The organism is Nostoc sp. NOS(2021) (assembly GCF_017115025.1).
In the GTDB taxonomy this organism is placed as follows: Bacteria; Cyanobacteriota; Cyanobacteriia; order Cyanobacteriales; family Nostocaceae; genus Nostoc.
This window is the reverse complement of the sequence record NZ_JABXKM010000098.1, coordinates 1-26,296: the sequence shown is the minus strand read 5'-3', so window position 1 is coordinate 26,296 and position 26,296 is coordinate 1. Positions and strand designations below refer to the sequence as shown.

Genomic DNA, 26,296 nt, shown 5'->3' with positions numbered 1-26,296 from the left:
CACGCACGGTTTTGAAGACCAACGTGGTTGGTGACAACCTCGTTGAGTTTAATAGTTCAATTAATTGAAAAACGCTGTAAGAACGAAATTGCCAGGAAATCCCCTAAAAAGAAAAAACCCGCCGTAGCGGGTTACACAACAAAACTATGAACAATGAAAACTTGATTTAGCTGGAATACCTCATCTCAGCTTCCAGTTGACGAATCAGCTGTTCGTCGCCTTTTGCTCTGGCTATTTGCAACCGATGCTCTAGGCTTTTTTGAATATTCGCTCTGTGAGCTTCTCGTGATTTGCTCACACTTTGTAGTCTATTTTGACTCATAGTGATTACCCGCTTTAATTTTTCGCTTTATGTCTTGTGTTCTTAACATAGCATATATTCTGTAGCTGTTGCTACAGAAGTTTATAACTTAATGTAGATTTTAGCTCAAATATGTCTAAGAAGCAGATAGATCAACAACCACTCGTGACTTTACTGAGCGATTTTAGCGATCGCCATGTTTATGTAGGCATAATGAAGGGAGTCATAGCCCAAATCAACAGAAGACTGACGGTGGTAGACTTAACTCACCAAATTGGGCCGCAAGACATCAAAGCAGCCAGGTTTAGCCTGATGAATGCTTATCCCTATTTCCCAGTTGGAACAGTGCATGTAGCGGTGGTAGATCCGGGTGTGGGAAGCAAGCGACGAGCGATCGCAGTAGAATTTGCTCAAGGGTTTCTGGTAGGCCCAGATAATGGTATCTTTAGCGGGGTACTTAGTCAAAGTCCAGCGATCGCCGCCGTCGAACTCACAAATCTTAATTATTGGCGAACTCCTCAACCAAGCAAGACTTTTCACGGTAGAGATATCTTTGCACCAGTGGGAGCTAATCTTGCCAGTGGTGTCTCCCTCAAACAGCTAGGACAAGAAATTGATCCAGCAAGTTTGGTAAAACTGGATGTAGGCGAGTGCAGGCAGACAACCACTGGTGTAGGGGGTTGTATTCAATATATTGACAATTTTGGCAACTTAGTGAGCAACATTCCAGGGAGTTACGTACAAGGCAAAAGTTGGTGTGTGCAAGTCGCTGGATTGAGTATACCAGGCTGTGAAACTTACAGTGATGTCAACGTGGGAGAGATAATAGCTTTAGTTGGCAGTCACGGCTGGGTAGAAATTGCCATTAATAGCGGCAATGCTCACTCACAGTTGCAGTTAGATTGGCAAGAAACGCTTCAAGTTGTGCTAACTTAAATACCGCACTTTGTGAGTGCCGCATCAAGAGAAACATCAAAGTTATATCCTCTTTCCACAGTTGGCAGATGTCCTGGGGGGAAGGTTTTAAAGTTTGGTTCCTTGCCAGGTTTATACTCATATCTTTTAGTTTGCTGATTATAGTTCCACTGAATCAGCCACTCACCTGTTAACGTTTGCCATCCAACCGCGTCATACATCTTGCGATAGTCGTTTTTTTGTTCCCTCAAAATCTTTTCTTGAGCACTAAAGCCCAACTTCCCATCACTGGCTGTACTCCAAAGCCTGTCAATGGTTTTCAAATCAACACACGAAAGTGCATTCATTTCATCTTTGGCAATAGCACCCTCCGCTTGTGCTTTAGTCCCTGCAACATCTAGCATTCTCAGGTAAGTTTCTCGGTCAGATGCTTGCCAATCTTTACTTTGCAAATATTTCTGCAACTGGCTGTAATCGACATTGCGGGCTGTGGTAATTTCTACTTGCTTCAATGAGTTAGAATTAGTAGTTGTCTTAACTAAATCAGTGCTTTCTGGGCTTTTGATCTCAGACTTAGACCGTGTTAACGAATATCCAATCCAGCCTAAAACAGCAAATATACCTATAAGACTTGCTGTGATTAGTAAGGTTAGTGCCAGAACAGTCTGATTATTCTTTGCCATTTTTGGATGCTTCTGATTACTTTGAACGCCCCAGGTTGAATTTAGTCTAACCCCTACCACATAGATGTATATTTTAGCTTTTTTTGATAATTGTCAAGATTAATACATAGAGAAAACAATAGAGTTGTCGGGAAATAAAAGATGAGTGAGGCAATGCTGGTCTGCAATTGGGCTTTCTTAAGCAGAATAAGTACTTAGTCAATCACTCAGACTGTCTCAGCAGAGTTGTTACGGTAATTGTTTAATGATTCTAGCCGTGACAGCCATGCGTTGAAGTGGGGACACCTGCTCCGAATTACTTGCAGTCCAATCCGTTCAGCCAACTGTGTCCCAAAAACAGGCTTCGCTTTTTCATAATCAGGAAACTGAGCGATGATGCGTTTACTGAGAGATGTCTGCTGTCCGTCGTTGATCAACTCAGGTGTTTCATATTGATTAGCGATCGCCTGGAGAGCCTCAATTTCCTTTGTACGACTAGCATCAAGGTATTCAAAGCACGTTGGATCAGCAAAAAGGTATGCCTCATATTCATGTAACTGAATGTACGGGATGAATCGGTAATCGTTAATATCTTCTGCAAAGCGTTGCTCTAAAAATTCAACTCGCTCTATGGGATTTTGGCGCAGACTCTCAGCTTCAGCTAATCCCGGAAAATCAGGATGGATAGCATACAAATCAATCATGGTAGTGAAGAATACATCACGATTACTATCTTCGTTGAGCGATCGCAGAATATCATTTCTCATTGGCGCGTAATTACGTCCACCGCCGCGATGCACCTTCCCCTTTTTTCTGGCGTGAGCGATCAGCCGAGGGTAGTGCATAAACACTTCACGTTGAGCTAAGTACGGTTTTATCAAAGTGTCGGCGAATGTCTGCTCGGTTTGTCCTTCAGCAAATAGGTAGAGGCGCATCATTAATGTGGTCCTCCCCCAACGATATTTTTCTCCCAGACTTCTCCCAGACTGTACTCGTCGAGCCAAGGTTCTAATTCTAAGGGATTTAGCCGCTTAAATTGCGATTCCTTACCCTCTCGGTTTACCGCAATCACATCTTCAGGATCAAAATTATCCAAAAAAGAACTAGATTGGGTGCTGATGAGGATTTGCGTATGGAGTGAAGCCTTGCTAAACAAGGCAGCCACAACATTTAGAGCATAGGGGTGAAGACCTAATTCTGGCTCATCAACAACGATGAGTTCTGGTAGTTCATCCTCCGGCTGTAAGAGCAGTGTTACAAGACATATAGCGCGTAAAGTGCCATCTGAAAATTGATGGGGTCCAAATACACTATCTGACTCCTTTTCTTGCCAGTTCAGAATGACACGATTAGATGCATCTGGCTCAAGAACAAAATCATCGAAAAATGGTGCAATCAAACGGATTGTTCCGACGATACGTTGATAAGCTGAAATACTGTCTTTGCGGAATTTCAGAAGTAATGCAGCTAAATTTCCGGCATCAGGCATGAGCCATCGGGTATCGCCAATGTAACAGGATTGCCGCACTCGCGCTGTAGAAGATGTATCGTGAAAGTGATATACACGGCAACGATCGAGCAAGTACTTGAGCGTCCTGGCTGTTTGTTTACCTTCCTGTACTGCTTCACTAATTTTTGTTTCCTGATGCCCTGCACCCAACTGGTCAATCCTTGGGGATGTCCTACCCGTTTCCAGAAAGCTCAATGTCTCTTGGGCGAAGATCAGCGTATCAACAGCGGCATGGAATAATCGCAGATTATAAATATCTACCCCGTTTTCGACTTCAAACTCCAATTTTGCTTCGATCTGAGGAGTTATCTTGGGCCCAAAGTGCAAGAGGGACTGAGCACGCCCCGACATACCGATATATTGTTGGAAGCGTCCAACCATCATCTCATTAAGCATCTTGAAGAACGAGATGAGATTGCTTTTGCCTGCTCCGTTTGCTCCAATCAAGATATTTAAGGAACGCAACTCAAGATCCATCGCCTTAATAGACTTGAATCCGTTAAGGGTTAATCGTTGCAGCTTGTTCAAAACTCGGTCTCCTGAATCCGTAAATGTGTATTTGCTTTCTCTTGTCTAACACCCACAGACTTCTAGTAGGCATTATTTTGATTTTGCAAATAGAAAATCTGAAAAACCTTATAGTTAAGTTCTGTTTGAAGATGCGCCTATAGGACTGATGCAAAACTACAGACTGTAGCGGCAATTCATGAATTGCCGCTACGCGAATAAAGCGCAGCCTCACATAGAATTAGTATTACGACCAGATATTTTTTCAAGTCTTGCACCATTTTAATGCTAAATTGATTTTAAATCACATCCACCCCCCAACTTCCGCCTCAGTTAAAGGCTTCTCTAACTTGGCATATTCTGTCTGAGCAGCCCGCAATACATGTTTCATCTGCACTGCTTCCCCAGCATCAGCAGCCAGAAAAGCTGCATTTAAGGCGATGTTACGAATATTACCCCCAGCGACATTTAGTCGTGCCAGTTGCAGAGCATCTAAGTCTGCGGTTGGGGTGTCGGCGGGAAAGACGCGTCTCCAAATCTCGGCTCGTTGCGTTGTATCCGGGAAGGGGAACTGCACCACAAAGCGAATCCGCCGCAGAAAGGCTGTATCAATTGCACTCTTCAGATTAGTAGTCAGGACTGCTAAACCTGGGTAGCTTTCCATACGTTGCAATAGGTAGCTGACTTCGATATTAGCATAGCGATCGCGGGCATCTTTGACTTCACTCCGTTTGCCAAATAAAGCATCAGCTTCATCAAACAACAAAATCACCCCGCCTTGTTCTGCTGCATCGAATACCTGGCGCAAATTCTTCTCTGTCTCGCCAATATATTTGCTGACTACCGATGATAGGTCAATACGATAGAGGTCGAGGCGCAATTTATGGGCCAGTACTTCCGCCCCCAAGGTTTTACCAGTACCGCTAGCACCTGCAAATAGAGCGCTAATTCCCAATCCCCGCGCACTCTTGGCCCCAAAGCCCCAATTGTGATATACAGTACTACGCTGACGAACATGAGCCGCAATTTCCCGGATAACTTGTTTCTGTGCCTCTGGTAATACCAAGTCTTCCCAATCACCAGATGGCTCAATTCGCTGGGCAAGTTCATCCAAGCGTGGACGTGCTTGCACACGGCAGGCATCCCATAAAATGCTAGTGATATCGGTTTCTGGTGTTTGTGCCAACTGTCCTGCGGCTTCTGCACAAGCAGCGCGAATGGTTGCGGCACTTAGGTTAAACTGATCTACTAAGGTTTTGACTTGCCCATTCATTTGCGATGCACTCGCCCCTAATGCATCTTGCCAAACTGCACCTTGTTCTTTGCTAGTTGGTTGATGTACTTCAAAATTAACTACCAGGCGTTGTGATAGTCCTATCCGTTCCCGACTGGTGACTATTAAAAAGCCCTTGGTGCGTTCGATGAAACGAGCGATCGCATTCAGCCGCGCTGTATCATTAGTATCCAGTTCGTTGCAGTCTATGAGTAACGCACACTTACTTAAAATTGTCTCACGAGTCCACAGGCGAATGAGATTATCCAACTCCCCAGGTGCTAATGGAATAACTTGTGCAGGCATTACCCACAGACTTAAACCTTGGAGTTGGCAAATTGTGGCGGCAATGGCGCGTTTGCTAGCAGTTTCTTTACTACATAACTGGACAATTGGCAAGCTATTAACCTTGTAAGCTTGCGACCAAACTGCTGCTACTCGCTCTGCTAAATCTTGGTGCGAGGGTACTAAATCACTAACCTCTTGTAATGGTTCAATGATGCCAGCCAAGCGTTCGTCAAGATATTGGATACCCGTCAAATAATGTAAAATCCGCTCGTCAATTCTTATCGGACTGAGGGAAAGGGCATGACCGTCACCAATCTGAATTAACCGCCAATGACGTAAGGGACTATTTGGAGCGATCGCATCCCAGTGAGCATCAGGTAAAGCTGCCAGAGCTAAACCCAAGGTTGGGTAAGCTCGTTGTGAATCCCCGTAGATTTTAACACACAATTTGGCAAAATCTCCATTCAATTCCATACCTGCACACAACAGCAACAAATCACGTTCAAAAGATGAGAGGCTAAACATTTTGCATACTCTCTCTAATGCCGATGGTGCAGGCATAGCAGCAGCAGCTTCTTGTAACGCTTGCTGTAAATTCTCTTGGTTTTTCTCCTCTGGTTGATTTTGCTCTTTTGCCGTGTGATTTTCTAAAATACCACGCACCACGGCTAGTGCTGCTGATAGATAGCGGTAGTTTGCCTCATCCCAATTGCGATTAATTGTCGTAGCATTCATAAAATAGTCACCTGTGGCGAATCATGTTCTCCAGACTGATTCTTGTGCAGTGGACTTTCCGCTCCATCTACCCGCGCCCGGACAATATAAGTTCCTGGCTTCACGTTTTTGACAGGAATAGTGATTGCATCAGTGTCTTGGGTGCGTGGTGCAACAAAGAAAGAGTAAGCTACCGGACTATCACCTGCCACTTCGTTGAGTAGCAAAACTACTCGCTGTGTCTTACCAACTTTGGGCTGGAATTTAACGGTAATTTCTGCTGCGCGTAAATTGTCACCGCTATTTTCCACTTGAGCGACGAATGCTGTAATTGTTGGATGTAGGACAAAAGCCGCAATGTTTGATTCAACTAGATGATCTGTTTGCTCTGCATTGCCCATTGTTAAATGTACAACTTGAACACCTTGCACGCTTGCGTATAAATCTGGCGGGACTAACAAGCTGATTTGGGTTTCTTTAACATCTTGAGGTACTATTAATGTCTCCGTATTACCCAAACGAACTCGTGTGATCTCACCGCGTAACCGTTTACCACGAATTACTAATGTTGTGCCCACAACAATCATTTGATCAGTCTTTGTCGGAGGGGTAATTTGCTCTATATTCGGTTGAGACAAGGGCATCATGTAGGAACTTTCAGAGTTGTCATTGCTACTTTCAATCAATACCATTGATGCCAGATAGGTAGCTGAAGGTCGATAGTGCGTTTGTAAAGCAGACCATAACTTAGAAGTTTCTTCCATGTTAAAAAACTCTGGAGTCAGTTTGATCTGCCCAACTTGTTCAGCTAAATCAGATACAGACACACTTGCCACAGCTTGCGAAAAAGCACTTGAGGTATTGGTTGTAGATGCATTGATCAGAGTATTTTCAATAATATCCGATGTAATAGCTGGTGTTTTGTGTAATAAATGCATTGCGTACCCCAGTAAAAGCTCCGCCTGAAAATCTTTGGCTCCGTAAGCTGTGAGCAAGTAATGGAGGTCAAGAGCTAGTGGTGGAGTCAGAGAGCGCGGGTTTCCATTAATACGTGAGTGCCTGCTCCGAAATTCCTGAGATACCCAATCGACATTGCGATTCTGCGTCACTTGATAGAGAAAGAGGTTAAGTTGAGCACGCTCGTCAGCTTCAACTGAAATTCGATCAGGCGGTAGGGCAGTTACAATCACATCACCAACACTAGCAGCGATCGGATCACTGACTAAACCATTTTCCAGCAAGACTTTTAGTACTGCTGTCACGGCGGCTATAGAGAGCATATTACTCATCCTGATTCCTCATGGCAATAGCACATATTAATCATGTACGCCACAGCACATTGACAAAATATATTTTGCAAAACTTTAAATATTCTCTACCCCCCTTGCAAAGGCTACGGTGTACACACAACTGGACTTACGCACGAGTTACGGAATAACGAACCGCAGAGGCGCAGAGAAGCCAGTGCGTTGCGGGGGTGGAGGAGTTTGTAGCAACTGGCGCGGCACAGAGAAATCATTCCCATACGGAGCATGGGAACAAGAGAAATGGCATTGGTTAGTCGAAACAATAGCATTGTCAGTCGGAACAATGGCATTGTCAGTCGAAACAATAGCATTGTTAGTCGGAACAATGCTATTGTCAGTCGGAACAATGGCATTGTCAGTCGGAACATTTATCTATGGGGTAACTCAGCACTCAGCACTCCTGAAGCTGACGACACTCGTCGAATTTGCGTTAACTTAACATCAGGAACAAATTTCAACTGCCATAGGTCTTAATTTTAAACATTTTATCAAATTGCTAGCATTACTTTTATGTTAAACTGAGTATATTTAAATCAATGCTAGTAGCATATATTACTAATGTTTATCTAGGTTAGGAAACAAACAATTTTGTAATACTAGTATTATCTCTGACTAAAATTAACCTTTAAAGTAACTAGGATGGGTTCCCGCAGATGAAATCCCCACCTTCTTCAAATTCTTGGAATGGTCGCTTCGTAGGTGATAACCAGCGATACCGTTTAGACAGACGGTTAGGCGGGGGTGGCATGGGAGAAGTCTTCCTGGCAACAGACACCCGTGTAGGTCAGCAGGTAGCGTTGAAGTTGCTCAAAGATACGCTGGTGGCATCACAAGAAATGAGAAAGCGTTTTGAGCGTGAGGTGGCAGTTTGTGCTGCTTTGCAAAGTGATCACATTGTTAAGATTAGTGACTGTGGTGTAACCCCGGAAGGTTTTCCATTTTACGTAATGGAATATTTGCGGGGGCAAACGCTCGGACAACTGCTGCTGCGCGAAAAGCGGCTATCTGTTGAGCGGACGGTGAAGATTATGGCGCAAGTTTGCAAGGGTCTACAGCTTGCCCATCAAGGAGTGACTCTGCAACGGGATGGCGGAAAAACCACTGAACATATTCAGGTAGTTCATCGCGACCTGAAACCAGATAATATATTTCTAGTGCCGACAGATTTGGGAGAGTGGGTCAAGGTTTTGGATTTTGGTGTTGCCAAAATTCGTAGTGAATCTTCAGAAAATTCCAATATTACAAATATAACGAGTACATTTATCGGTACATTTCGTTACGCACCTCCTGAACAAATCCAAAGCGATAAAAACTTGGATGCCAGGGGTGATATTTACAGCTTAGGGATTATCCTTTATGAAATGCTGAGTGCAGCCGACCCATTTGGAATCAGCATTAAGGGTAGTCATGTTAGTGAAGCTTCTTGGGTATTAGCTCATGCTTATGAGCCACCGAAACCACTGCGATCGCAACCAGGGTGTGAGAACTTACCCGTACAATTGGAAGCGGTGGTGATGAAATGCCTCCACAAGAACCCAGCTAACCGATTTGCAACTGTAGAAGAACTGAATCAGGCTTTGCAAGCTGCTGCCAAATTTGCCACAGGAACTACTAGTGTACCCGGACAGATTACTGAGCGATCGCAACCTTCCTACAATCAAGGTTCAAATCACGAAACTGTTCCGTCGAACGACGACACTATTCTGCGTCCTCCATCTGCATACAATCAGGGTTCAGATCACGAAACTATTCCCAGACAATCGAACGACGACACTATTCTGCGTCCTCCATCTGCGTACAATCAGGGTTCAAATCACGAAACTGTTCCGAGACAGTTTAACCCGATTGAGCAAAACCAATCTCAGGAAACCGTTCCGAGACAGTTTAACCCAGTTGAGCCAAATCAACAGAGTCCTGTGAATAATCCGAACGCCAGCAAACCGGACGTGACGTTGTATCAACCACGACCTGCGTCTAATCAAGGCGGGCAACAAGTACCACCAGATAAGACGTTGTATCAACAACGACCTGCATCTAATCAAAGCGGGCAACAAGTACCACCAGATAAGACGTTGTTTCAACCGCGACCTGCATCTAATCAAGGCAGCCCACAAGTGCCGCCAGATAAAACGTTATATCAACCGCGACCTGCGTCTAGTCAAGGCAGCCCACAAGTACCGCCAGATAAAACGTTATATCAACCGCGACCTGCGTCCAATCAAGGCAGACCACAAGTGCCAACGGATGACACTATTTACCAACCAAGGCTAAGTGAGCAGCTAACTACGAGAATTACTCCCAATTTCGTGCGAAGTGTGGGGGTGGTCTTAGCCATTGGGCTGACTTTAGCATTAGTAACCTATATATATACTCAATTTCAAGCTCGTAAAGAGCCAAGCAACCAGCAAAATTTACCTAATAGCGATCGCATTCAGAACTAATCAGCTAATCAGCTTTCAAGTTAAAAGGGCGGTTAGAAACCGCGTCTACTTTTACATACAGGCTGCTCGCAACATTTTGGACTCCTTCAACAGAAACCGGAGTTCCTCACCTTGAATCAGGCATTCTTTAGCTCCGAACATAGGCCGAAGGCGTGATACAAGGGACTTCCAAATAAAAAAACATCTAACTTTTCTTGTGGGGTGGGCGTCTCGCCATTGGTGTCAAGTTAAGCCAAAACCCTTTTAAAACCTCGTTTCCAGCCTCTGGCTGGAAATGCACCTCATCGCGGCTCTGCCGCAAGTCTTGAGGCGGAGCCTCGCATTAGGCATTCCCAGTCGGAGACTCTTAACGAGACAAACGAGACAATCTTAGGACTTACGCAAAATATCTCTCAAACTCTGATTTCTCCGTGTCGCGCCAGTTGCTACAACGGGGGGAACCCCCGCAACGCACTGGCTTCTCTGCGCCTCTGCGGTTCGTTATTCCGTAACTCATGCGTAAGTCCTAAATCTTTAAAAGCTTCTTCTAGACTGGCTTTCACCTTAAGTTGACACCAATGGCGTCTCGCCCGCCCATGAATAAGGGCGGACAAGATGTCCACCCCACAAGATTGGATAATTTATTTCTTGGTAATCCCTTAGCTGAAGTTGACACGCAGGAATCTGCTGTACGCCCCTACAGCCGATTCATGTGTTACAAACGACATTCCTTAACTATGTTCATCCCAAGCCACGGGAAAGGAATAATCTGAAAACGCTGAGAAATCATGATTTTCGCTGCGGGTTTCTTCATCCAGAACTTTGACAACTTTGTTATAAATGTCTTGTGCTTGTTGTGGAGAATCACCGATGCTGGTTAATCCCAACTTGCCAAACTGCGAAAGGCAACCCATAAGATGAAACACTGTGCCCGTTTCAGTACCACTGTCGAAGTGCAGTCTCTGTTCAGCGATGATATCCATCAAATCATTAGGCAATAATCCCTGATAGCGCTCTTTTTGCAGATTATCAGTGGCAATGTAGTATTTTGGACGACCTTGCTGACTATAAAATAAACCCGTGGAAAGGTCATAGCGACCGTTCGTTAATAATTTCAGGGTCATGAATGGATGAGTTGTGCCACCTTTACGCAGGTTAATTTCGATCGCCTGAATATCCCACTCTCCATTACCTTTGTCAACGGCGATAAAATCTACGCCAAATCGCTCTAAAGTGCCTTTATCTGCTAGCTTTCTGCCAACTTGTAGTCCCAATTGCTGTAATTGCAATCGATAGCTTTCATCAGCGGGAAAGCGACAACCAAGATAAATCTGACCGTCTGGGCCTCCGAGAATTTGGTCGTGGGTTGAAAGGATTTCTACTTCGCCATTGGGTGTGATCCGTCCTTGGACGCTGGGCGATCGCTTAATTTTGCCTTCCACAAATGCTTCGGAAATTGCGCCTAATTCCGGGATTCTTCCCGAAAAATTGTCCCAAGTCTCTTGTTTAGCTTGAAAGCGCATTGTTGAGAAGCGATCGCTAATTGCTGCTACCCTTTGGGCATGAGTACCTTTGTCGGGTGCTAAATTCTGAATCGGTCTAAGATCCAACAATGCATTCCCCTCTCCAGAAATGCCTTCGTTGAGTTTTACGACTACCCGTTGTAATGTCGGTTGTCGTTCCCACAAATCACCGGTAGCTTCTGCCAAATCTGTGTGGTTCCAAATTTTTTCGCTGCCATCTGGATGCGGTACTCCGCTTTCGGCAAAGATTTGCCGACTGCCACTTTTTGTCCCCCAAATCTGTAAATCTGGTGCAGCAGCATACAGTGGTACACCCAATTTTACAGACAATTCGCCTTCCCAGTGCGAAGAGTTGTAGCAGATCATAAATGATTTGTCTAGCCTCAAAGCTTGATGAATCCGCTCTAGCAGGCGGGGGCGTTCTAAAATCTTTTGGCTGAGGGGCTTAAGGGAAGAATCGTAAGTAGAAAGTAGCAGCAAGCGATTGCGAGCATGAGAAAAGGGAATTCCTGGCAACAGTTGCAGATAATAATCAATGATACTAGGATGCAGCGGTACTGATGTTACATAAACCAGCCGAGTCCGGGGATTTTGCAACCGAATTAAGGAAAATAGTAATCTTTCTTCATAATGTTCACAGCCTTCGATTTTTTGGAGTTCACGCTGGTCGAGACTCAAGGAGGGAATAATTAAAATATCCGCTTCACTATTGTCAAATAGCTCGATCGTTTTCCAGCGATCGCGTAGGGTTAATTGTAAGTGGCGAAACTTTTCAACCTGCTCTAACTCGGAAATATTTAGTATTGCCATAACCCCTGCTCTCTAATGATCCCAATGTAGCGCACCACGCAGGATTTTGGACGATTAGTTTCAGGACTAGTCGTCAGATGCTTTTGCAAGGAATTTAGTCTGCAAGAAGGCAGCTATGGAGATATCAGCCTAAATAAATATTAATATTAACGAAAGTAGATGGCATGAGAGTAAGTATTTTTGCGACCACAAACGGAAAAAGTAGAAATCTATATTTTCATTTATCGAAAATGGCATGATTCTTGAGCCAGAAGAGATAAGATTAACAATTCAAAATTCAAAATTCAAAATTCAAAATTAAAGACATTTCAGACGGGGATTTAAACCCCGACTGAAATGGTTGCTACATATAGATGTAGGGGTCTTAAACCCTTTAATTTACGATAAACTAATTCCGTAAATCTAATTTATTTAATTTATTTGTCAGTCTTAAGGTTGAGCAAATTTTAGCTTACTTTACCTCCAGGGAGCGATAAACTACAGCAACATAATAGTTAACTTGAAAGCAGATGAAAAGGATAAATCTTTCATCACATGAGGTTGTGTACTTGTTTTTGGTGGTCAAGTGAATAGCGTGTGTCAGGTGTGAGCATAAATAATGTCAGTCGTGTACAGTTGCCAGCAATAAGTAAATTTTACAAGCAGCGTGAGTATAAATGCCTAAAATTGCCAATGGCTAGTGGGAGCCAAAGCAGAAAATAAACCTTGGGTTGAACTTTCTATCCAAGGTTTACTTTTGGAATGAGGGAGATGGGGTGTAACCAATACCTAATGCCCAATTCAATATTCAATATTCAATTACCAAAACAAAACCTATGGCTAAATCCAAAGAGCAAAAAGAAAAAAAATCACAACCGCCACAGCAACAAGAAGCACCAGGTGTTGAATCAGAAATGACGCCAAAACCCAAAGCAGATGATGCCCAGTATCGGGGTAGTGGCAAATTACAAGATAAAGTAGCATTGATTACGGGTGCAGATAGTGGTATTGGTCGTGCTGTAGCGATCGCATTTGCTAAAGAAGGTGCAGATGTGGCGATCCTTTACCTCAATGAACACGACGATGCCAAAGAAACAAAACATTTGGTAGAAAAACAAGGGCGTCGTGCAGTAACCATTGCAGGTGATATTGGCGATGAAACTTTTTGTCAGCAAGCTATACAACAAACAGTTGGTGAGTTTGGCAAACTCGATATTCTCGTCAACAACGCCGCCGAACAACATCCGAAAGATAGTATCGAGGAAATCACCGAAGAACAACTAGTGCGGACTTTCCGCACTAATATATTCTCGATGTTTTTCATGACTAAAGCTGCACTCAAGCATTTAAAAGCAGGTAGTTCTATCATCAATACCACATCGGTAACAGCTTATAAAGGCAACCCAGAACTACTAGATTACTCATCTACAAAAGGTGCGATCGTTGCCTTTACTCGCTCCTTATCACAAAACTTAGTATCAAAAGGAATTCGCGTTAATGCTGTCGCCCCAGGGCCAATTTGGACACCTTTAATTCCCTCAACTTTTCCCAAAGAGAAAGTTGAAACTTTTGGCAAACAAGTACCAATGCAACGAGCCGGACAACCAGAAGAAGTTGCACCTAGCTACGTATTTTTAGCCTCTGATGATGGTTCTTATATCTCTGGACAAGTGTTACATGTTAATGGTGGAGAAGTTGTCAATGGCTAAGTAAAAAAGTTAGGAGTCATTCAATTTTGGATTTGAGATTTTTCTTTCAATCCAAAATCTAAATCTAAAATTGCTAGAGTTTGGAGTTATAAATTTTTACTTCTTCATTCTTAACTCCTAACTCTACCCTCCTTGTCTTCCATTGGAGGGATGAGTCAATGTTGAAATATTGATAATCTATTTACCAGCGTACATTTAAGAAATAATAACTACGTCTATGGCATCTCCTACACCACTGCATGGCACGGAACTAGTAGATTGTGCTAGAGCAAATGCCAAGCAAGGAATTGAAACTGCTGCTTATCAATGTGGCTATGGTCAAGACCTCAACAAATTTGCACTAGAACTCAGAAAAGCTTGTGAAGAAATGAATTTACAAGTGAAGGAACTAAGCGGATTGATTACTGACCAGGACTTGATACTACAATTGGGTACTGGTGAAATTGTTGCTCCAATAACGGAATCAGAATTGTAAAAGTTAGTCATTTGTACTTTGTTATTCACTAATGACTAATGACTCTTTTCATAAATTTAAAATTACCTACGCCAAATTGAAGTAAATCAAAACGCTTACTTACTACATCAACTGCTGTGGTGATGAATGGTGATGACATTAATGCTGGATCTAAACAGAGGTAGCTAAATAGAAACGGCACTGCTGAACCGGAGATAGAAGCTAAAATAGAAATAGCTACCAGACTAGTGCCTACAGCGATCGCTACTTCTAATCGTCCTTGCAGAAAATCAGCCCAGACAGTAGCGATCGCACCTAACATTGCTGCCAATAATGCCCCAGCGTAGACGCTTCTTCGGCTTGTCGTCAGATATCGCCTAGCGGCCAATTACCTAGAATGCGCCAAGCGATCGGATCTCATCGGTGTTCATCCCGCTAATCACCACTGTAGAAGATTGGGCACTCACGTTAGCACTAGTACCAGTTAACAAGGGGATAAACGCCGTCAGTGTCACCACTTTTGCCAAAATATCTTCTTGCGACTTAATAATTGTTCCTGTGATGGTATTGGTTATAAGTAAGACCAATAACCACACAACCCGGTTCCGAGCAATTTCCAGTAACATCTGAAAATAGTTGTCGCCCTCCGACTGCAAACCACCACCCAAGGTATAGATATCCTCGGTGGTTTCCTGTTGCAGAATATCAATAACATCATCTACGGTGATAATACTTACTAGACGCTGTTCTCGATTTCCCACAGGCACAGCCAGAAAGTCATATCTTTGGATTAATCTTGCTGGTCTGTATCAGTGTGGACAAACACCACATCAGGGGTGATAATTTCGCCAATAATTTGCTCAGGCTGAGATGTCACCAACTCCCGTAACGATACAATCCCCGTTAAGCGCCTTTCCGCATCAGTGACATAAAGATATTAAATCGAATGGCACTAAGTTAAGATACAGCCCTTACCCTAACTGGTTAAGAGCCTCTAGGCTGGGAACCCATCCTGGGGGGGCTGCCGCCTCCTCTTTCTTGACCAGAGGCAGAGCCTCTCGGAATACATTCCCAGTCTTAAGACTGGGAACGAGGTGACACAAGCCTTTGGGCTTTTCTTAGTGCCATTCGATAATATAATCATCTCACTGGCATTAGCTAAGTTGCAAATTCGCTCTAGGGCTTGAGATACTGTAAAGTTTTCTTTCAGCGAAATTAACTCTAGCGTCATGATTCGCCCAGCAGTATCAGCTTCATAACCCAATAGTTGGGCTGTAGCTTGACGTTCTGCTGGACTCAATTGTTCTAGCAGGCGATTAACTACTTTTGCAGGTAATTCATCAAATAACCTAATCTCTGCTGCTGCTTGTAACAAAGATATGAAAAGATATAAATTGACAGTGAAGATGAAGCATAGATAAATAATACTTTTTCAAATCTTTAAATATTAACAATTCTCTTTATAAAATTTTTATGTAATTAGATAAAAAAGATGATCTCATCCAATATGTTGGCAACTTTTATTTAAAGTTCATCAAAACTTTGATATTCCTTTAAAAAGGGATAGATCAATGTGAATATTCAAACAAAGTTTCATAAACAAGATAGACAGAACACCGTAATCTAGTGTCAAATGTGTAATTGATTAATCCAATAACAAAATTTAAACACAATATGTAAAGTTATCACTTCTGATTACTTAAGTAAAGTATGTTATGTATCTGCCCCGATTGGGCGTTGCTTTGCTTTGCCTCAACTCCATGTACCTGCACATCAGTGAGATTAGAAGCTCTCAACAATGGTGATTTATAATTTTTTATTAAATTCACCAAACTGAATTTCCATGCATTAAAAATTCAGAAATTTGTAGAAAGAAAACAAAGATTAATAAGGACTAATAGCCCTTAAACTAATCTTTAGTATTTCTTGTCATACACATTTTTCTATATATCTGCTTTCAGAGAAGATATCTCATGTCATGTCATGCTCTTTTATTTTAATGTTGATACAAATAGGCAGCAGATTAGTGAAGGAGCATACTAAAAGAAAGAATTTGTTTGTATCAGCAATTGAGTGAAATAGTATCAGCATTAATAAATATATTAATAGGCACAATAATGATAGCTTATCAATATGTTTACACCTAGCATAATTACGCATTTTTTGTTGAAAACATTCAATATAAAACTAATCCGAAAGCATTGATTATGGGATTAGTTTTAGCACTATTGCGAGGCATATATCTCAATGAATGATTTACAGAATCAAGGTCTTAATCAACAGTTGTCAACATCTGCAAGTCCAACAATTGCTGCTCAACCATCTGTTCTAGATGATCCGGCACAACTCAACAGTACTTCCGTTCGGGCTAGTGCTAGCGTGCTATCTCAGGGAGATGGACTCAAAGCAGAGTACTACGACAACATCGACTTCACCAACCTGAAGCAAACTCGCATAGATCCGACGGTGAACTTTATCTGGGGTACTGGTTCTCCAGATCAGTCCATCGGTGCAGATACCTTCTCAGCGCGTTGGACAGGTCAGGTGCAAGCCGAATACAGCGAAACTTATAAGTTTTACACCACTAGTGATGATGGTGTGCGACTGTGGGTGAATGGTCAACAAATCATCAATCAGTTTACCGATCACTCTGCCACAGAATACAGTGGTTCAATCGGACTGGTTGCAGGTCAAAAGTACGATATTAAACTCGAATACTACGAAAATACTTACTCTGCCGTTTCTCAACTGGCTTGGTCAAGCTCCTCTCAAGCAAAGGAAATCATTCCTCAGTCCCAACTGTATAGTAATGTCAACGTACCTGGTAATGGCAACGGACTCACAGCACAGTACTACGACAACATCGACTTCACCAACCTAAAGCAAACTCGCACAGATCCGACGGTGAACTTTATCTGGGGCACTGGTTCTCCAGATCCGTCCATCGGTGCAGATACCTTCTCAGCGCGTTGGACAGGCCAGGTGCAAGCCGAATACAGCGAGACTTACAAGTTCTACACCAATAGTGATGATGGTGTGCGACTGTCGGTGAATGGTCAACAAATCATCAATCAGTTTACCGATCACTCTGCCACAGAATACAGTGGTTCAATCGCACTGGTTGCAGGTCAGAAGTACGATATTAAACTCGAATACTACGAAAATACTTTCTCTGCCGTTTCTCAACTGTCTTGGTCAAGCGCTTCTCAGGCAAAGGAAATCATTCCCCAGTCCCAACTGTATTCACCAGATCTTCAGTCCACCATCACCTTAGGATCATCTTCCACGACTGTGAACGAAGGCGATGGTAGTGTGTCGGTAACTTTATTGAGAACTGGTGATTTAAGCAGCACATCTTCAATCAAGTATGCCACTCTATCTGGTACTGCCACAGCAGGAGTTGACTACGGAAGTGAAGGCATCGAAAGCGCTGGAACAGTTATTTTTGCGCCGGGACAAAGCAGCAGACAGGTATCCATTCCGATCAATGACGATTCCTTAGCAGAAGCTGATGAAACCTTTAATTTTGTCATTGATCAGCCACAGGGGGCAACAATAGGACTCCAAAGAACTCTGGCAATTACGATTCAAGATAACGATCGCTCTGGCCTCGACTTTACTCAGCCAGTAGTTAATGAGGGTGACGGTTCTGCTACGGTGACAGTTACACGGGGTAGCGCTTTGGGGGCTGCTAGTCTGGACTACATAACCGTGGATGGGACTGCTAAGGCGGGATCTGACTACCAGGCTGCATCTGGAACCTTGAACTTTGCAGCCGGACAAATCAGCAAGACCATTGCTATCCCCATTATTAATGACACCGTTGAGGAGCCAGATGAAACATTTACTTTGAAGTTCAGTAACGCTGTTGGAGTGCAACTAACTACTCAACAGACAACTATCACTATTCTCGATAATGACTCTGGTAAATTTGCTTTAGACACGGTAGCTTCTGGTTTGACTCAACCCACAGCTTTTGACTGGACATCTGACGGTAAGACCATGTTCATTGCCCAGAAAGATGGGGTAGTGCGAGTCTTGAAAAACGGCACCTTATTATCAACACCATTTATCGATATTTCTGGAGAAGTAAATAGTGCGCGCGATCGCGGTCTGTTGGGCATTGCCGTAAATCCAGATTTTGGCAAAAGTCCAAACGGCAATAACTATGTTTACCTGTTGTATGCCTACGATCCACCAGAAACTAATCCAAACAATCCCCAGAACAATCCCAATCAGTTCTTGGACGATGCCGATCAGAGTGGGAATCGGACTGGACGGCTAACTCGTGTGACAGCTGACCCCAACACTAATTATACTACTGCTATTGCTGGCAGCGAAGTTGTGCTGATCGGCACAAATGGCACTTGGGATAATATCAGCCACCCAGATGGAGATAGCACAGATGTCTCACTTGGCTATGCACCATCAGGAATTCTCAACAAAGATACTGGTAAGCCGTTTACCAGTTTGCAGGATTATCTGAATAATCTCGATAAAGTCCAAGATGTCCAGAATTTTGTAGCGAACGATAGTGAATCTCACTCAGTTGGTGCTGTACGCTTTGGTACCGATGGTTCTTTGTTTGTTAGCTTCGGAGATGGCACTTCCTACAATGGGATTGACCCCAGAGCAATTCGCGTCCAGGATGTCAATAATCTGTCCGGCAAGATCCTGCGGATTGATCCGATTACTGGTCAAGGCTTATCAAATAATCCTTTCTATAACGGTGACCCCAATAGCAATCGTTCCAAAGTTTATGACTTAGGTCTACGTAACCCCTTCCGTTTCACAATTGATAAAAAAACCAATACCCCCTATATTGGTGATGTTGGCTTGACTACTTACGAAGAGGTCAATGTCGGAAAACCAGGAGCTGACTTTGGCTGGCCATTCTATGAAGGTGGACTTGATGCGAATGGCAATCTCGTCAGCTTGAAACAACCAAAATATTCTAGCCTAGATGCAGCGCAAGACTTTTATAGTAGTGGCACAGCTGTTACAGCACCAGTTTACACTTACAAGCATTTTGGTTCCAATTCGATCGTCATGGGTGACTTTTACACAGGCAATACTTTCCCTTCAATCTATCAAGGTGCTTTATTCGTTGGTGATTTCAGTCAAGGAACTATCGATGCTTTGACATTCGATAGTCAGGGCAAAGTTGTCTCAGTTAAGCGGTTTGCTTCCCAAGCAGACACGCCTAATCTAGGGGTGCCTGTACAAATCACCACTGGACAGGATGGTAATCTGTACTACGCAAACTTCACCGCAGGCGAGATCGATCGCTTCCGAGCTGTTTAGAGATCACATAACAGTTTAGGACTTACGCACTCAAAACCTGAAACCTCGATCCCCCCTAACCCCCCTTAAAAAGGGGGGGATCTAAAAAGCCACCTTTTTAAGGGGGTTGGGGGATCTCTTATGCGTAAGTGCTAAGTTCTCAGTTATTAGTCAATACGCTTGCTGTTAGTGATACTTTGCCCCGGAAGATCCCCCCTTCTTAAGGCTTGCTCTAATTCCCTCCTTTTTAAGGAGGGTTAGGGAGGAGCAAGCCTTAACCCAAGTGTATTGAGTTATTAGTTATCAGTGAACAGTCGATAACTAATAACTGATTTTGGTCAAGATAACTTTGTCACAAATCCCAATATTTTTTTGGTATTTGATGTCAGGAGTGTACGACGATAAGTATCAGCGGCTTTTTTAATAGCTTCGGCTTGAGTGGGATAAGGATGAATCACACTACTTAATTTACTCAAACCGATCTGATTCACCATTGCCGTAGTCACAACTGATATCATCTCACCCGCGTGACTGGCGACAATAGTTGCACCGATAATTTCATCAGACCCTTTTTTATGGTGGATTTTGAGAAATCCTGACTCTTCACCATCTGCGATCGCTCGGTCTACACTACTAAAAGGTATCTTGATTGTCGTCACCTCAATACCCAATTTCTGCGCCTCGTGTTCGTACATCCCGACATGGGCAATTTCTGGGTCAGTATAAGTTACCCACGGCATCACCAGACTACTGAGTTTCGAGCGTCCTAAACCAAAGGGAGAAAACAGCGTATTCTTAATCACAATCCGCGCGGCGGCATCGGCAGCATGGGTAAACTTCCAGTTCATGCAGATATCGCCAGCTGCATAAATTTTGGGATTGGTTGTCTGGAGATAATCATTTACCTTCACACCTTGGCGCTTGTCGTATTCTACACCCACTGCTTCTAAATTTAAACCTTCCACATTCGGCGATCGCCCCGCACCGACTAAAATTTCATCTACTGTCACCGAATCTCGATGACCATTGGAGGAAAAGTAAAGCCGTTTTCCTTCGGTGACAGTTACCACTTCTTCTAATTTGGAATTCAGTACGACGCGAATTCCTTCGCTAATCAAAACCTTTTGGAGAATTTCAGCCGCCTGGGCGTCTTCTTTATTTAGAAGATGAGAACCGCTATGGAAAAGTACCACCTCACAACCCAAGCGCCCAAAAGCCTGCGCCAATTCGCAACCAATGGGGCCGCCACCAATCACCGCCAAACGTTCCGGTCGTTGAATCAGCGAAAAAACCGTCTCATTAGTTAGATAACCCGCCTTTTCAATTCCCGGAATCGACAGTTGTGCAGCTCTAGCGCCAGTAGCAATTACAGCTTTTTTAAACCGGAGAGTTTTGTCGCCAACTTCCACGGTATTTTTACTTGCAAATCGACCGCTACCCAAAAAGACATCGACACCCAACGATGAGAAGCGTTCAGCTGAGTCGTTATGGCTAATATCAGCCCTTACCCGCCGCATCCTGGCCATGACTTTGGGAAAATCAACATCAATATTATGTTGGGGAATATTAACTCCCAAGTCTTTAGCATCCCAGATTTCGCCAACGATGCGAGCAGACCGAATAATAGTTTTAGATGGTACGCAACCAACATTTAAGCAATCTCCACCCATGAGATGCTTTTCAATTAACGCCACTTTTAAACCCAAATCCAGACCCGCCGCACCCGCCGCCACTACTAATCCCGCCGTACCAGCACCAATTACTACCAAGTCGTAAACATCGGCGGGTTGAGGATTAACCCAATTTGGCGGATGGACGTAAGACACCAACTTTTGGTTATACTCATCCATTGGGCGAACTGTGACTATCTCTAAATCTGAATTGGACATTGGTGATACCTCATTTGAGAATTAAAAATGCTCAAGTCAACGCCTTTGCGGTATTCAAAATTAAGAATACCTATAGATTTAGGCGGCTCAATCTTTTATTTTTAATGCTTATTTAACAACGAATACAGCCTTTGAACTGTTCTGTCCGTCTGGAATTGACAGATAATATTAAAGCTTTCCTGTATAAAGGTTTCAGCGGGAGCATCTCAATGAGTGTAAAAAGCCTTGTAAAACCTCACCCCAACCCTCTCCTTGGTAAGGAGAGGGAGAAAGAATCTTGTTTCTCGTCTGGTATATTTGCTTTCACTGAGATGCTCCCGCTTTCAGCAAGGGATAATTTATCTTTAGCATTTTAATTGCTATTTACCTGCTCTTCTAAAGCTTGCCGGGCAATACGGGTAATATAAATCGTCACAGCCACTGTTGCAATCAAACCCAAAATCCGAATTGCCCATTGTAAAGTAGGGGTGGTAGGTTGAGCCTCAGTCCCAATCATGGCCAGATTACCCGCAAGGGAACCAATATAAACATACATAATGGTTCCAGGAATCATGCCTACAGAGCCGATAAAGTAATCTTTAAGTGAAACTCCCGTAATTCCAAAAGCATAGTTTAGTAAATTGAAAGGAAAGATGGGAGACAGTCGCGTTAACAGGACAATTTTTAATCCTTCTTTACCAACAGCTTGGTCAATGGCAGCAAATTTTTTGTTATCTGCGATTTTACTAGCAACCCAGCCTCTTGCTAAATAACGTCCCACAAGGAAAGCAGCAGTAGCGCCAAGGGTTGCACCAATGAACACGTAGAGAGAACCCCAAACTGTACCAAAAATTACACCCGCTCCCAAGGTGAGAATAGAACCTGGGAAAAAAGCGACGGTAGCGATAATGTAAAGGGCAATAAAAGCGATCGCTCCCAGTGTACCAAGGCTATCAATCCACTGCAACGCATTCCGTAAAATTGCTTGGGGATTGAAAGAATTTGAATTTGCAGATTCTTGTGCTAAGGCAAAGTCAGTATTTAACAAAAAAGCAAAGCTACTTAGTAGTAATATTAATAAAATTAATCTAAAAAATTTACGTAAGTCTCTAAAATTAAATCGATTTGCGATTAATTGCTTGTTCATAACTTGCACGCATAAGAAGAATTTTTAAATCAACGAATGGGGAGTAGGGAGCAGGTTTAGAGTGATAGGAGAGCGTTTTTTTTGTTCAAATTTCTGCTGTGCCAGAGAGATTTGGGGATAGTTCGTCTGAACAATGTTTCATCTGTGTATATATAGTTCTTTATTTAAAAATCTTACTAACAGCTGGTTGGTGCTTTAATTTGTCAATCATCACAAAACGAATATCTCGTTTTTCAGCAATTAGCTTAATCCCCGGTTGTTGAAGATTTAAGAAATCTAATCCTTTTTCTTTACCAGTAATTAAGAATTCATTAATTAATCGGCGAGATTCAAGTCGGTGTAATTACTGAAAAAGAGAAATGTTGAAGAAGAAAAAACTTTTCCCCACAATGCCAAGAAGTCAATAAGTATATTTTTTACTAACCCAAGCAATATCTAACGCAAGTTTTGCTCGGAAATTGTCGAAAAAATTGCGTTAGATATTGCTCTGATTAAGGCTGACCAAGGAAGTCTTGTTTGCCAAGTTCTACACCGCAGTGTCTGAGAATGTTATATGCTGTTGTGACATGGAAATAAAGGTTTGGTAAAACAAAGTAGAACAGATATGGCATTCCTTGAAAAGATAGAGTATTGTCACGCATCTGTAGGGTAATTTCTCTCTCTTCTGAACCGTCAATTTGCTCAGGTTTAAAAGTATTTAAATGAGAGATAGTTTGATGAATGCGGTCAATAAGTTGAGGGAATGTAGTTTCATTGTCCTCAAACTTTGGTGCTTCTATAAGAGCTAGTCGTGCAGCGCCTCTGTTTGCGATGTCAGAGGCAATTTGTACTTGTTTTGATAATGGAAACATATCTGGGGATAGACGACTATTGATCAACACAGAAGGGTCTATTTTTTTAGTTTCAGCATAAGCAGCACCTTTTTCAAGAATAGCTACAAGGTTATTGAGTGTGCGAATAGACACGGGTATTGAAGCTTTGTACATTGATATAGTCATTGATATTTCTCCAAAAAAAGTTCAAACGACTTTGAGCCGCCCATCTAATATTAGGAGGAATTGACTATAATATGGTGTAAAAAAATATGGAACCGAATTTAGTCACAGATCCAAAGATACTGAATATTATGAACGAACTTATACAACTGGAGCCGATCTTCCCTACAGCGCGATCGCACCTTCTAACAGCGTTGGGAAACAACGGACAAATCATCAGCGAAGATATACTACCTACATAAAAAACAGCTTAAACCCTCTTAAATTTTTCTCGGCGATACCAGCTACAAATTCGCTGAGGTGAAATACCGAGTAAATAAGCAATAATTACTATTTGATTAAGTAGCGTAGTTTTGAATACTCCCTTTTGCAACCATCTACGGGCTGATGTAACAACTGGTGTGGGAATAATTACAATGCGTCCGGTGCGTTTTAAACGACGCATAAGTTCAAAGTCTTCCATGATGGGCAATTCAGGAAAACCGCCGATTTGCTGAAATACTGCCTTTGTTAAAAAAATTGCTTGGTCGCCATAGGGCATTTGGCAAAAATGCGATCGCATATTTACTCCCCACTCCACCCATCGTAAACTTAAAAGTGAGGCATCAATCCGCAAGTTAAACGCACCAGCCACAATCCCCGGCTGTTGTAGCGTTGTCCGAATCATATCATCAAACCCAGTCGGTAAACGGGTATCTGCATGGAGAAATAACAGAATATCACCGCTAGCAGCTACAGCACCAGCATTCATTTGAACAGCCCGACCGGGAGACGATAAGATAACTTTGATATCTAATGACTGAGCAATTTCTAATGTGCTATCATGTGAGCCAGCATCTACGACAATTATTTCTATATTTGTACTGGGTTGAGTAGTTGCGATTGCTTCTTTGATATTCGCCGCTTCATTGAGAGTTGGAATAATAATAGAAATTCTGGCACTTCCAATATTCTGATTCATAATTGCTGAATTTACTGGTCTAAAACTACTGAGTTTTATTTTCAACCTTGTCAGGGAATGAACACTCTACTGTTATTTTCAGATTGCTCTCAGCCGTGCCTTTGTTTCCTCACCGCAAACAGATTATATTCTTTAGATATAACGAAGCTGATTTTTCATCTCATCAACGGTGACTTGATTCAGAATTATTAGTAATCTCCTCAGAATTTCCTGGGGTGGACGACGAAAAGCTAATATAATCCCAGAATGCTCTTGACTCGCTACAAAATAAGCTTGTGCCAAAATTTCAAAATCTACGCGGTTATGAGTTAATAACGTCATGCCTTGACTGACTGCATAAGCTAGCTGTTCTTCATCAGTTTTCCCTAACTGACCCGCTTTTTGTGCAGTGGTTGCTTCAAAGTTTCTAGCCTTAACCAAATCTGCTAATATTACGTTAACATCCTCATCCAAATAGAGGCTAATAAAAATTTTGCTCATGGGTTTTGAAGCAACGAGTCAATTAGCTCATCTGGAATTCGGTTACGCTCAATATAACTGTTGATTTCATTTTGGTGATCAAGATAGTAACTCAAAGCATCAAACACTTGAGCTAAAGTAATATGTGGTAAGCCTTGGGGAATTTCTTCCGGTGCAACTCCCATGCGCCAAGTTTCCACAATTGCTCTCACAGGTGTGCGTGTTCCACGAATAATCGGTTCACCACCCAGAATTGCATCATCCCTAACTATGTAAATATGCTCTGTAGCTTGAACCATAACTAAATCTCTATTCATTAAGGAATATTGTACTAGTACATCACATCGGAAATAACTATCCAGTTAAAAAGCCTATGAAACAATCTTTCTTTTCTCTAGCATAGCTGCCTTCTTTTATTGAGGTGCATCAATTATTTAAAAATACTTGCTCTGTACCGTATGGGGAGGAACGTATTGCAATACGCCCGTACATTATCCTTTTCCCCTTCTGGGTAAAGCTCATCTATCGCCTGTTCTAAATTATGTGCAATAATCCGCAATAAATCTGTTTCCCAATTGGTAATTCAATGATTATTAATCCCGAAGAAGTACCTAGCGAAATACGCACAAATTACCCTGATGAGTTCAAGCCAATGGTTGCAGGAAGAATACGGCAACGGTTAGGTAACTTTGCAGGATTGCAAAACTTTGGAGTAAATCGGGTAAAGTTAGAGCCTGGAAGCTATTCTTCTATAAGACACTGGCATTCTCATCAAGATGAGTTTATCTATGTCTTGGAGGGTGAACTAACATTACTCACAGATAGAGGTGCAGAAATTCTCACACCAGGAATGGCAGCAGGATTTCCCGCAGGTGAGGCAAATGGACATCATTTAGTAAATCGCTCATCGGTGGTTGCTATTTATTTAGAAGTAGGAGACCGTACTCCCAATGACAAAGTTACTTACCCTGATGAAAATTTGATGACAACACCCAGCCCTGATGGCAAGTCTAGAAAACTTATTCGTAACGATGGCACACCCAGGGCTATTTCGTTCTAGACAGAAAACGCCCAGAACTGAAGTTCAGCGGCTCATAGCTAAAGTCCGTTTTAACGGACTATAACCTTTTCTTAGTCGTCTAAAGACGACTTTCGCTATTAGACTGGTGAATTCATTCTGAGGCGGACTAGATGAGAATGAAATAGCCCTG

At 42.7% G+C, this 26,296-nt stretch carries 20 protein-coding genes and 2 pseudogenes; 7 read left to right on the top strand and 15 right to left on the bottom strand.

Annotated elements, in window-relative coordinates; translation table 11 throughout:
- Positions 1-166 precede the first annotated feature (166 nt).
- Positions 167-322 (bottom strand): hypothetical protein, encoded by a 156-nt coding sequence (locus HWQ41_RS12035; RefSeq protein WP_292762941.1) that lies wholly within the window; start codon positions 320-322, stop codon positions 167-169.
- 111 nt (positions 323-433) lie between these two features.
- Here HWQ41_RS12035 and HWQ41_RS12030 point away from each other — a divergent pair, with 111 nt between their 5' ends.
- A complete protein-coding gene (locus HWQ41_RS12030) occupies positions 434-1,237 on the top strand; it encodes an SAM-dependent chlorinase/fluorinase (protein WP_292762938.1) in 804 nt (267 codons plus the stop codon).
- On the opposite strand, the gene HWQ41_RS12025 is transcribed toward HWQ41_RS12030, so the two are convergent.
- The 5 genes from HWQ41_RS12025 to HWQ41_RS12005 form a co-directional block, all read right to left on the bottom strand.
- On the bottom strand, positions 1,234-1,899 hold the full coding sequence (locus HWQ41_RS12025) for a GUN4 domain-containing protein (protein ID WP_292762937.1): 666 nt from the start codon (positions 1,897-1,899) through the stop codon (positions 1,234-1,236). The two genes, HWQ41_RS12030 and HWQ41_RS12025, sit on opposite strands and share 4 nt — an antisense overlap.
- Before the next feature lie 206 nt (positions 1,900-2,105).
- Entirely contained in the window at positions 2,106-2,816 is a 711-nt protein-coding gene (locus HWQ41_RS12020) for a DUF4276 family protein (RefSeq protein ID WP_292762935.1), read from the bottom strand.
- Complete coding sequence (locus HWQ41_RS12015; protein ID WP_292762933.1) at positions 2,816-3,916, bottom strand: AAA family ATPase; 1,101 nt, start codon at positions 3,914-3,916, stop codon at positions 2,816-2,818. Before HWQ41_RS12015 ends, HWQ41_RS12020 begins: the two co-directional genes overlap by 1 nt.
- A 283-nt stretch (positions 3,917-4,199) precedes the next feature.
- Positions 4,200-6,191, bottom strand: a complete 1,992-nt coding sequence (locus HWQ41_RS12010; RefSeq protein ID WP_292762931.1) for an ATP-binding protein — start codon at positions 6,189-6,191, stop codon at positions 4,200-4,202.
- The gene (locus tag HWQ41_RS12005; RefSeq protein ID WP_292762929.1) at positions 6,188-7,459 is read right to left on the bottom strand and encodes a DUF4255 domain-containing protein; all 1,272 of its coding nucleotides are present in this window, start codon (positions 7,457-7,459) and stop codon (positions 6,188-6,190) included. Before HWQ41_RS12005 ends, HWQ41_RS12010 begins: the two co-directional genes overlap by 4 nt.
- A gap of 109 nt (positions 7,460-7,568) precedes the next feature.
- On the opposite strand from HWQ41_RS12005, the gene HWQ41_RS12000 reads away from it, so the two are divergent.
- Together HWQ41_RS12000 and HWQ41_RS11995 are read left to right on the top strand one after the other, a co-directional pair.
- The gene (locus HWQ41_RS12000) at positions 7,569-7,916 is read left to right on the top strand and encodes a hypothetical protein (RefSeq protein ID WP_292762927.1); all 348 of its coding nucleotides are present in this window, start codon (positions 7,569-7,571) and stop codon (positions 7,914-7,916) included.
- Positions 7,917-8,130: 214 nt separating this feature from the next.
- On the top strand, positions 8,131-9,918 hold the full coding sequence (locus HWQ41_RS11995; protein WP_292762926.1) for a protein kinase: 1,788 nt from the start codon (positions 8,131-8,133) through the stop codon (positions 9,916-9,918).
- Between the two features lie 710 nt (positions 9,919-10,628).
- On the opposite strand, the gene HWQ41_RS11990 is transcribed toward HWQ41_RS11995, so the two are convergent.
- Positions 10,629-12,230 (bottom strand): peptide ligase PGM1-related protein, encoded by a 1,602-nt coding sequence (locus HWQ41_RS11990; RefSeq protein WP_292762924.1) that lies wholly within the window; start codon positions 12,228-12,230, stop codon positions 10,629-10,631.
- Between the two features lie 815 nt (positions 12,231-13,045).
- Between HWQ41_RS11990 and HWQ41_RS11985 the strand changes: the two genes are divergently transcribed.
- Both HWQ41_RS11985 and HWQ41_RS11980 read left to right on the top strand, forming a co-directional pair.
- Positions 13,046-13,918, top strand: a complete 873-nt coding sequence (locus HWQ41_RS11985; RefSeq protein WP_292762922.1) for an SDR family oxidoreductase — start codon at positions 13,046-13,048, stop codon at positions 13,916-13,918.
- Positions 13,919-14,135: 217 nt separating this feature from the next.
- The gene (locus HWQ41_RS11980; RefSeq protein ID WP_292762920.1) at positions 14,136-14,393 is read left to right on the top strand and encodes a hypothetical protein; all 258 of its coding nucleotides are present in this window, start codon (positions 14,136-14,138) and stop codon (positions 14,391-14,393) included.
- Between the two features lie 66 nt (positions 14,394-14,459).
- Here HWQ41_RS11980 and mgtE read toward each other — a convergent pair.
- Together mgtE and HWQ41_RS11970 are read right to left on the bottom strand one after the other, a co-directional pair.
- A pseudogene (gene mgtE / locus HWQ41_RS11975) lies at positions 14,460-15,315 on the bottom strand (magnesium transporter); the annotation flags it as partial.
- 195 nt (positions 15,316-15,510) lie between these two features.
- Positions 15,511-15,780, bottom strand: a pseudogene (locus tag HWQ41_RS11970) (hypothetical protein); the annotation flags it as partial.
- Between the two features lie 839 nt (positions 15,781-16,619).
- Here HWQ41_RS11970 and HWQ41_RS11965 point away from each other — a divergent pair.
- Positions 16,620-19,676, top strand: a complete 3,057-nt coding sequence (locus HWQ41_RS11965) for a PA14 domain-containing protein (protein WP_292762918.1) — start codon at positions 16,620-16,622, stop codon at positions 19,674-19,676.
- 317 nt (positions 19,677-19,993) lie between these two features.
- Here the strand turns inward: HWQ41_RS11965 and HWQ41_RS11960 are convergent, their stop codons facing one another.
- From HWQ41_RS11960 to HWQ41_RS11935, 6 genes are all read right to left on the bottom strand, one after another.
- On the bottom strand, positions 19,994-21,544 hold the full coding sequence (locus HWQ41_RS11960) for a mercuric reductase (RefSeq protein WP_292762916.1): 1,551 nt from the start codon (positions 21,542-21,544) through the stop codon (positions 19,994-19,996).
- Positions 21,545-21,896: 352 nt separating this feature from the next.
- Positions 21,897-22,670: a TVP38/TMEM64 family protein gene (locus tag HWQ41_RS11955; RefSeq protein ID WP_292762914.1), complete on the bottom strand. Its 774-nt coding sequence runs from the start codon at positions 22,668-22,670 to the stop codon at positions 21,897-21,899.
- A gap of 491 nt (positions 22,671-23,161) precedes the next feature.
- Positions 23,162-23,668: a DUF1993 family protein gene (locus HWQ41_RS11950; protein ID WP_292762911.1), complete on the bottom strand. Its 507-nt coding sequence runs from the start codon at positions 23,666-23,668 to the stop codon at positions 23,162-23,164.
- A 247-nt stretch (positions 23,669-23,915) separates the two neighbouring features.
- Positions 23,916-24,626, bottom strand: a complete 711-nt coding sequence (locus HWQ41_RS11945; RefSeq protein ID WP_292762909.1) for a TIGR04283 family arsenosugar biosynthesis glycosyltransferase — start codon at positions 24,624-24,626, stop codon at positions 23,916-23,918.
- Between the two features lie 132 nt (positions 24,627-24,758).
- Entirely contained in the window at positions 24,759-25,106 is a 348-nt protein-coding gene (locus HWQ41_RS11940; RefSeq protein WP_292762906.1) for a DUF5615 family PIN-like protein, read from the bottom strand.
- Entirely contained in the window at positions 25,103-25,384 is a 282-nt protein-coding gene (locus HWQ41_RS11935; protein ID WP_292762903.1) for a DUF433 domain-containing protein, read from the bottom strand. Before HWQ41_RS11935 ends, HWQ41_RS11940 begins: the two co-directional genes overlap by 4 nt.
- Before the next feature lie 287 nt (positions 25,385-25,671).
- On the opposite strand from HWQ41_RS11935, the gene HWQ41_RS11930 reads away from it, so the two are divergent.
- Positions 25,672-26,145: a cupin domain-containing protein gene (locus HWQ41_RS11930; protein ID WP_292762901.1), complete on the top strand. Its 474-nt coding sequence runs from the start codon at positions 25,672-25,674 to the stop codon at positions 26,143-26,145.
- The last annotated feature ends 151 nt before the right edge of the window (positions 26,146-26,296 follow it).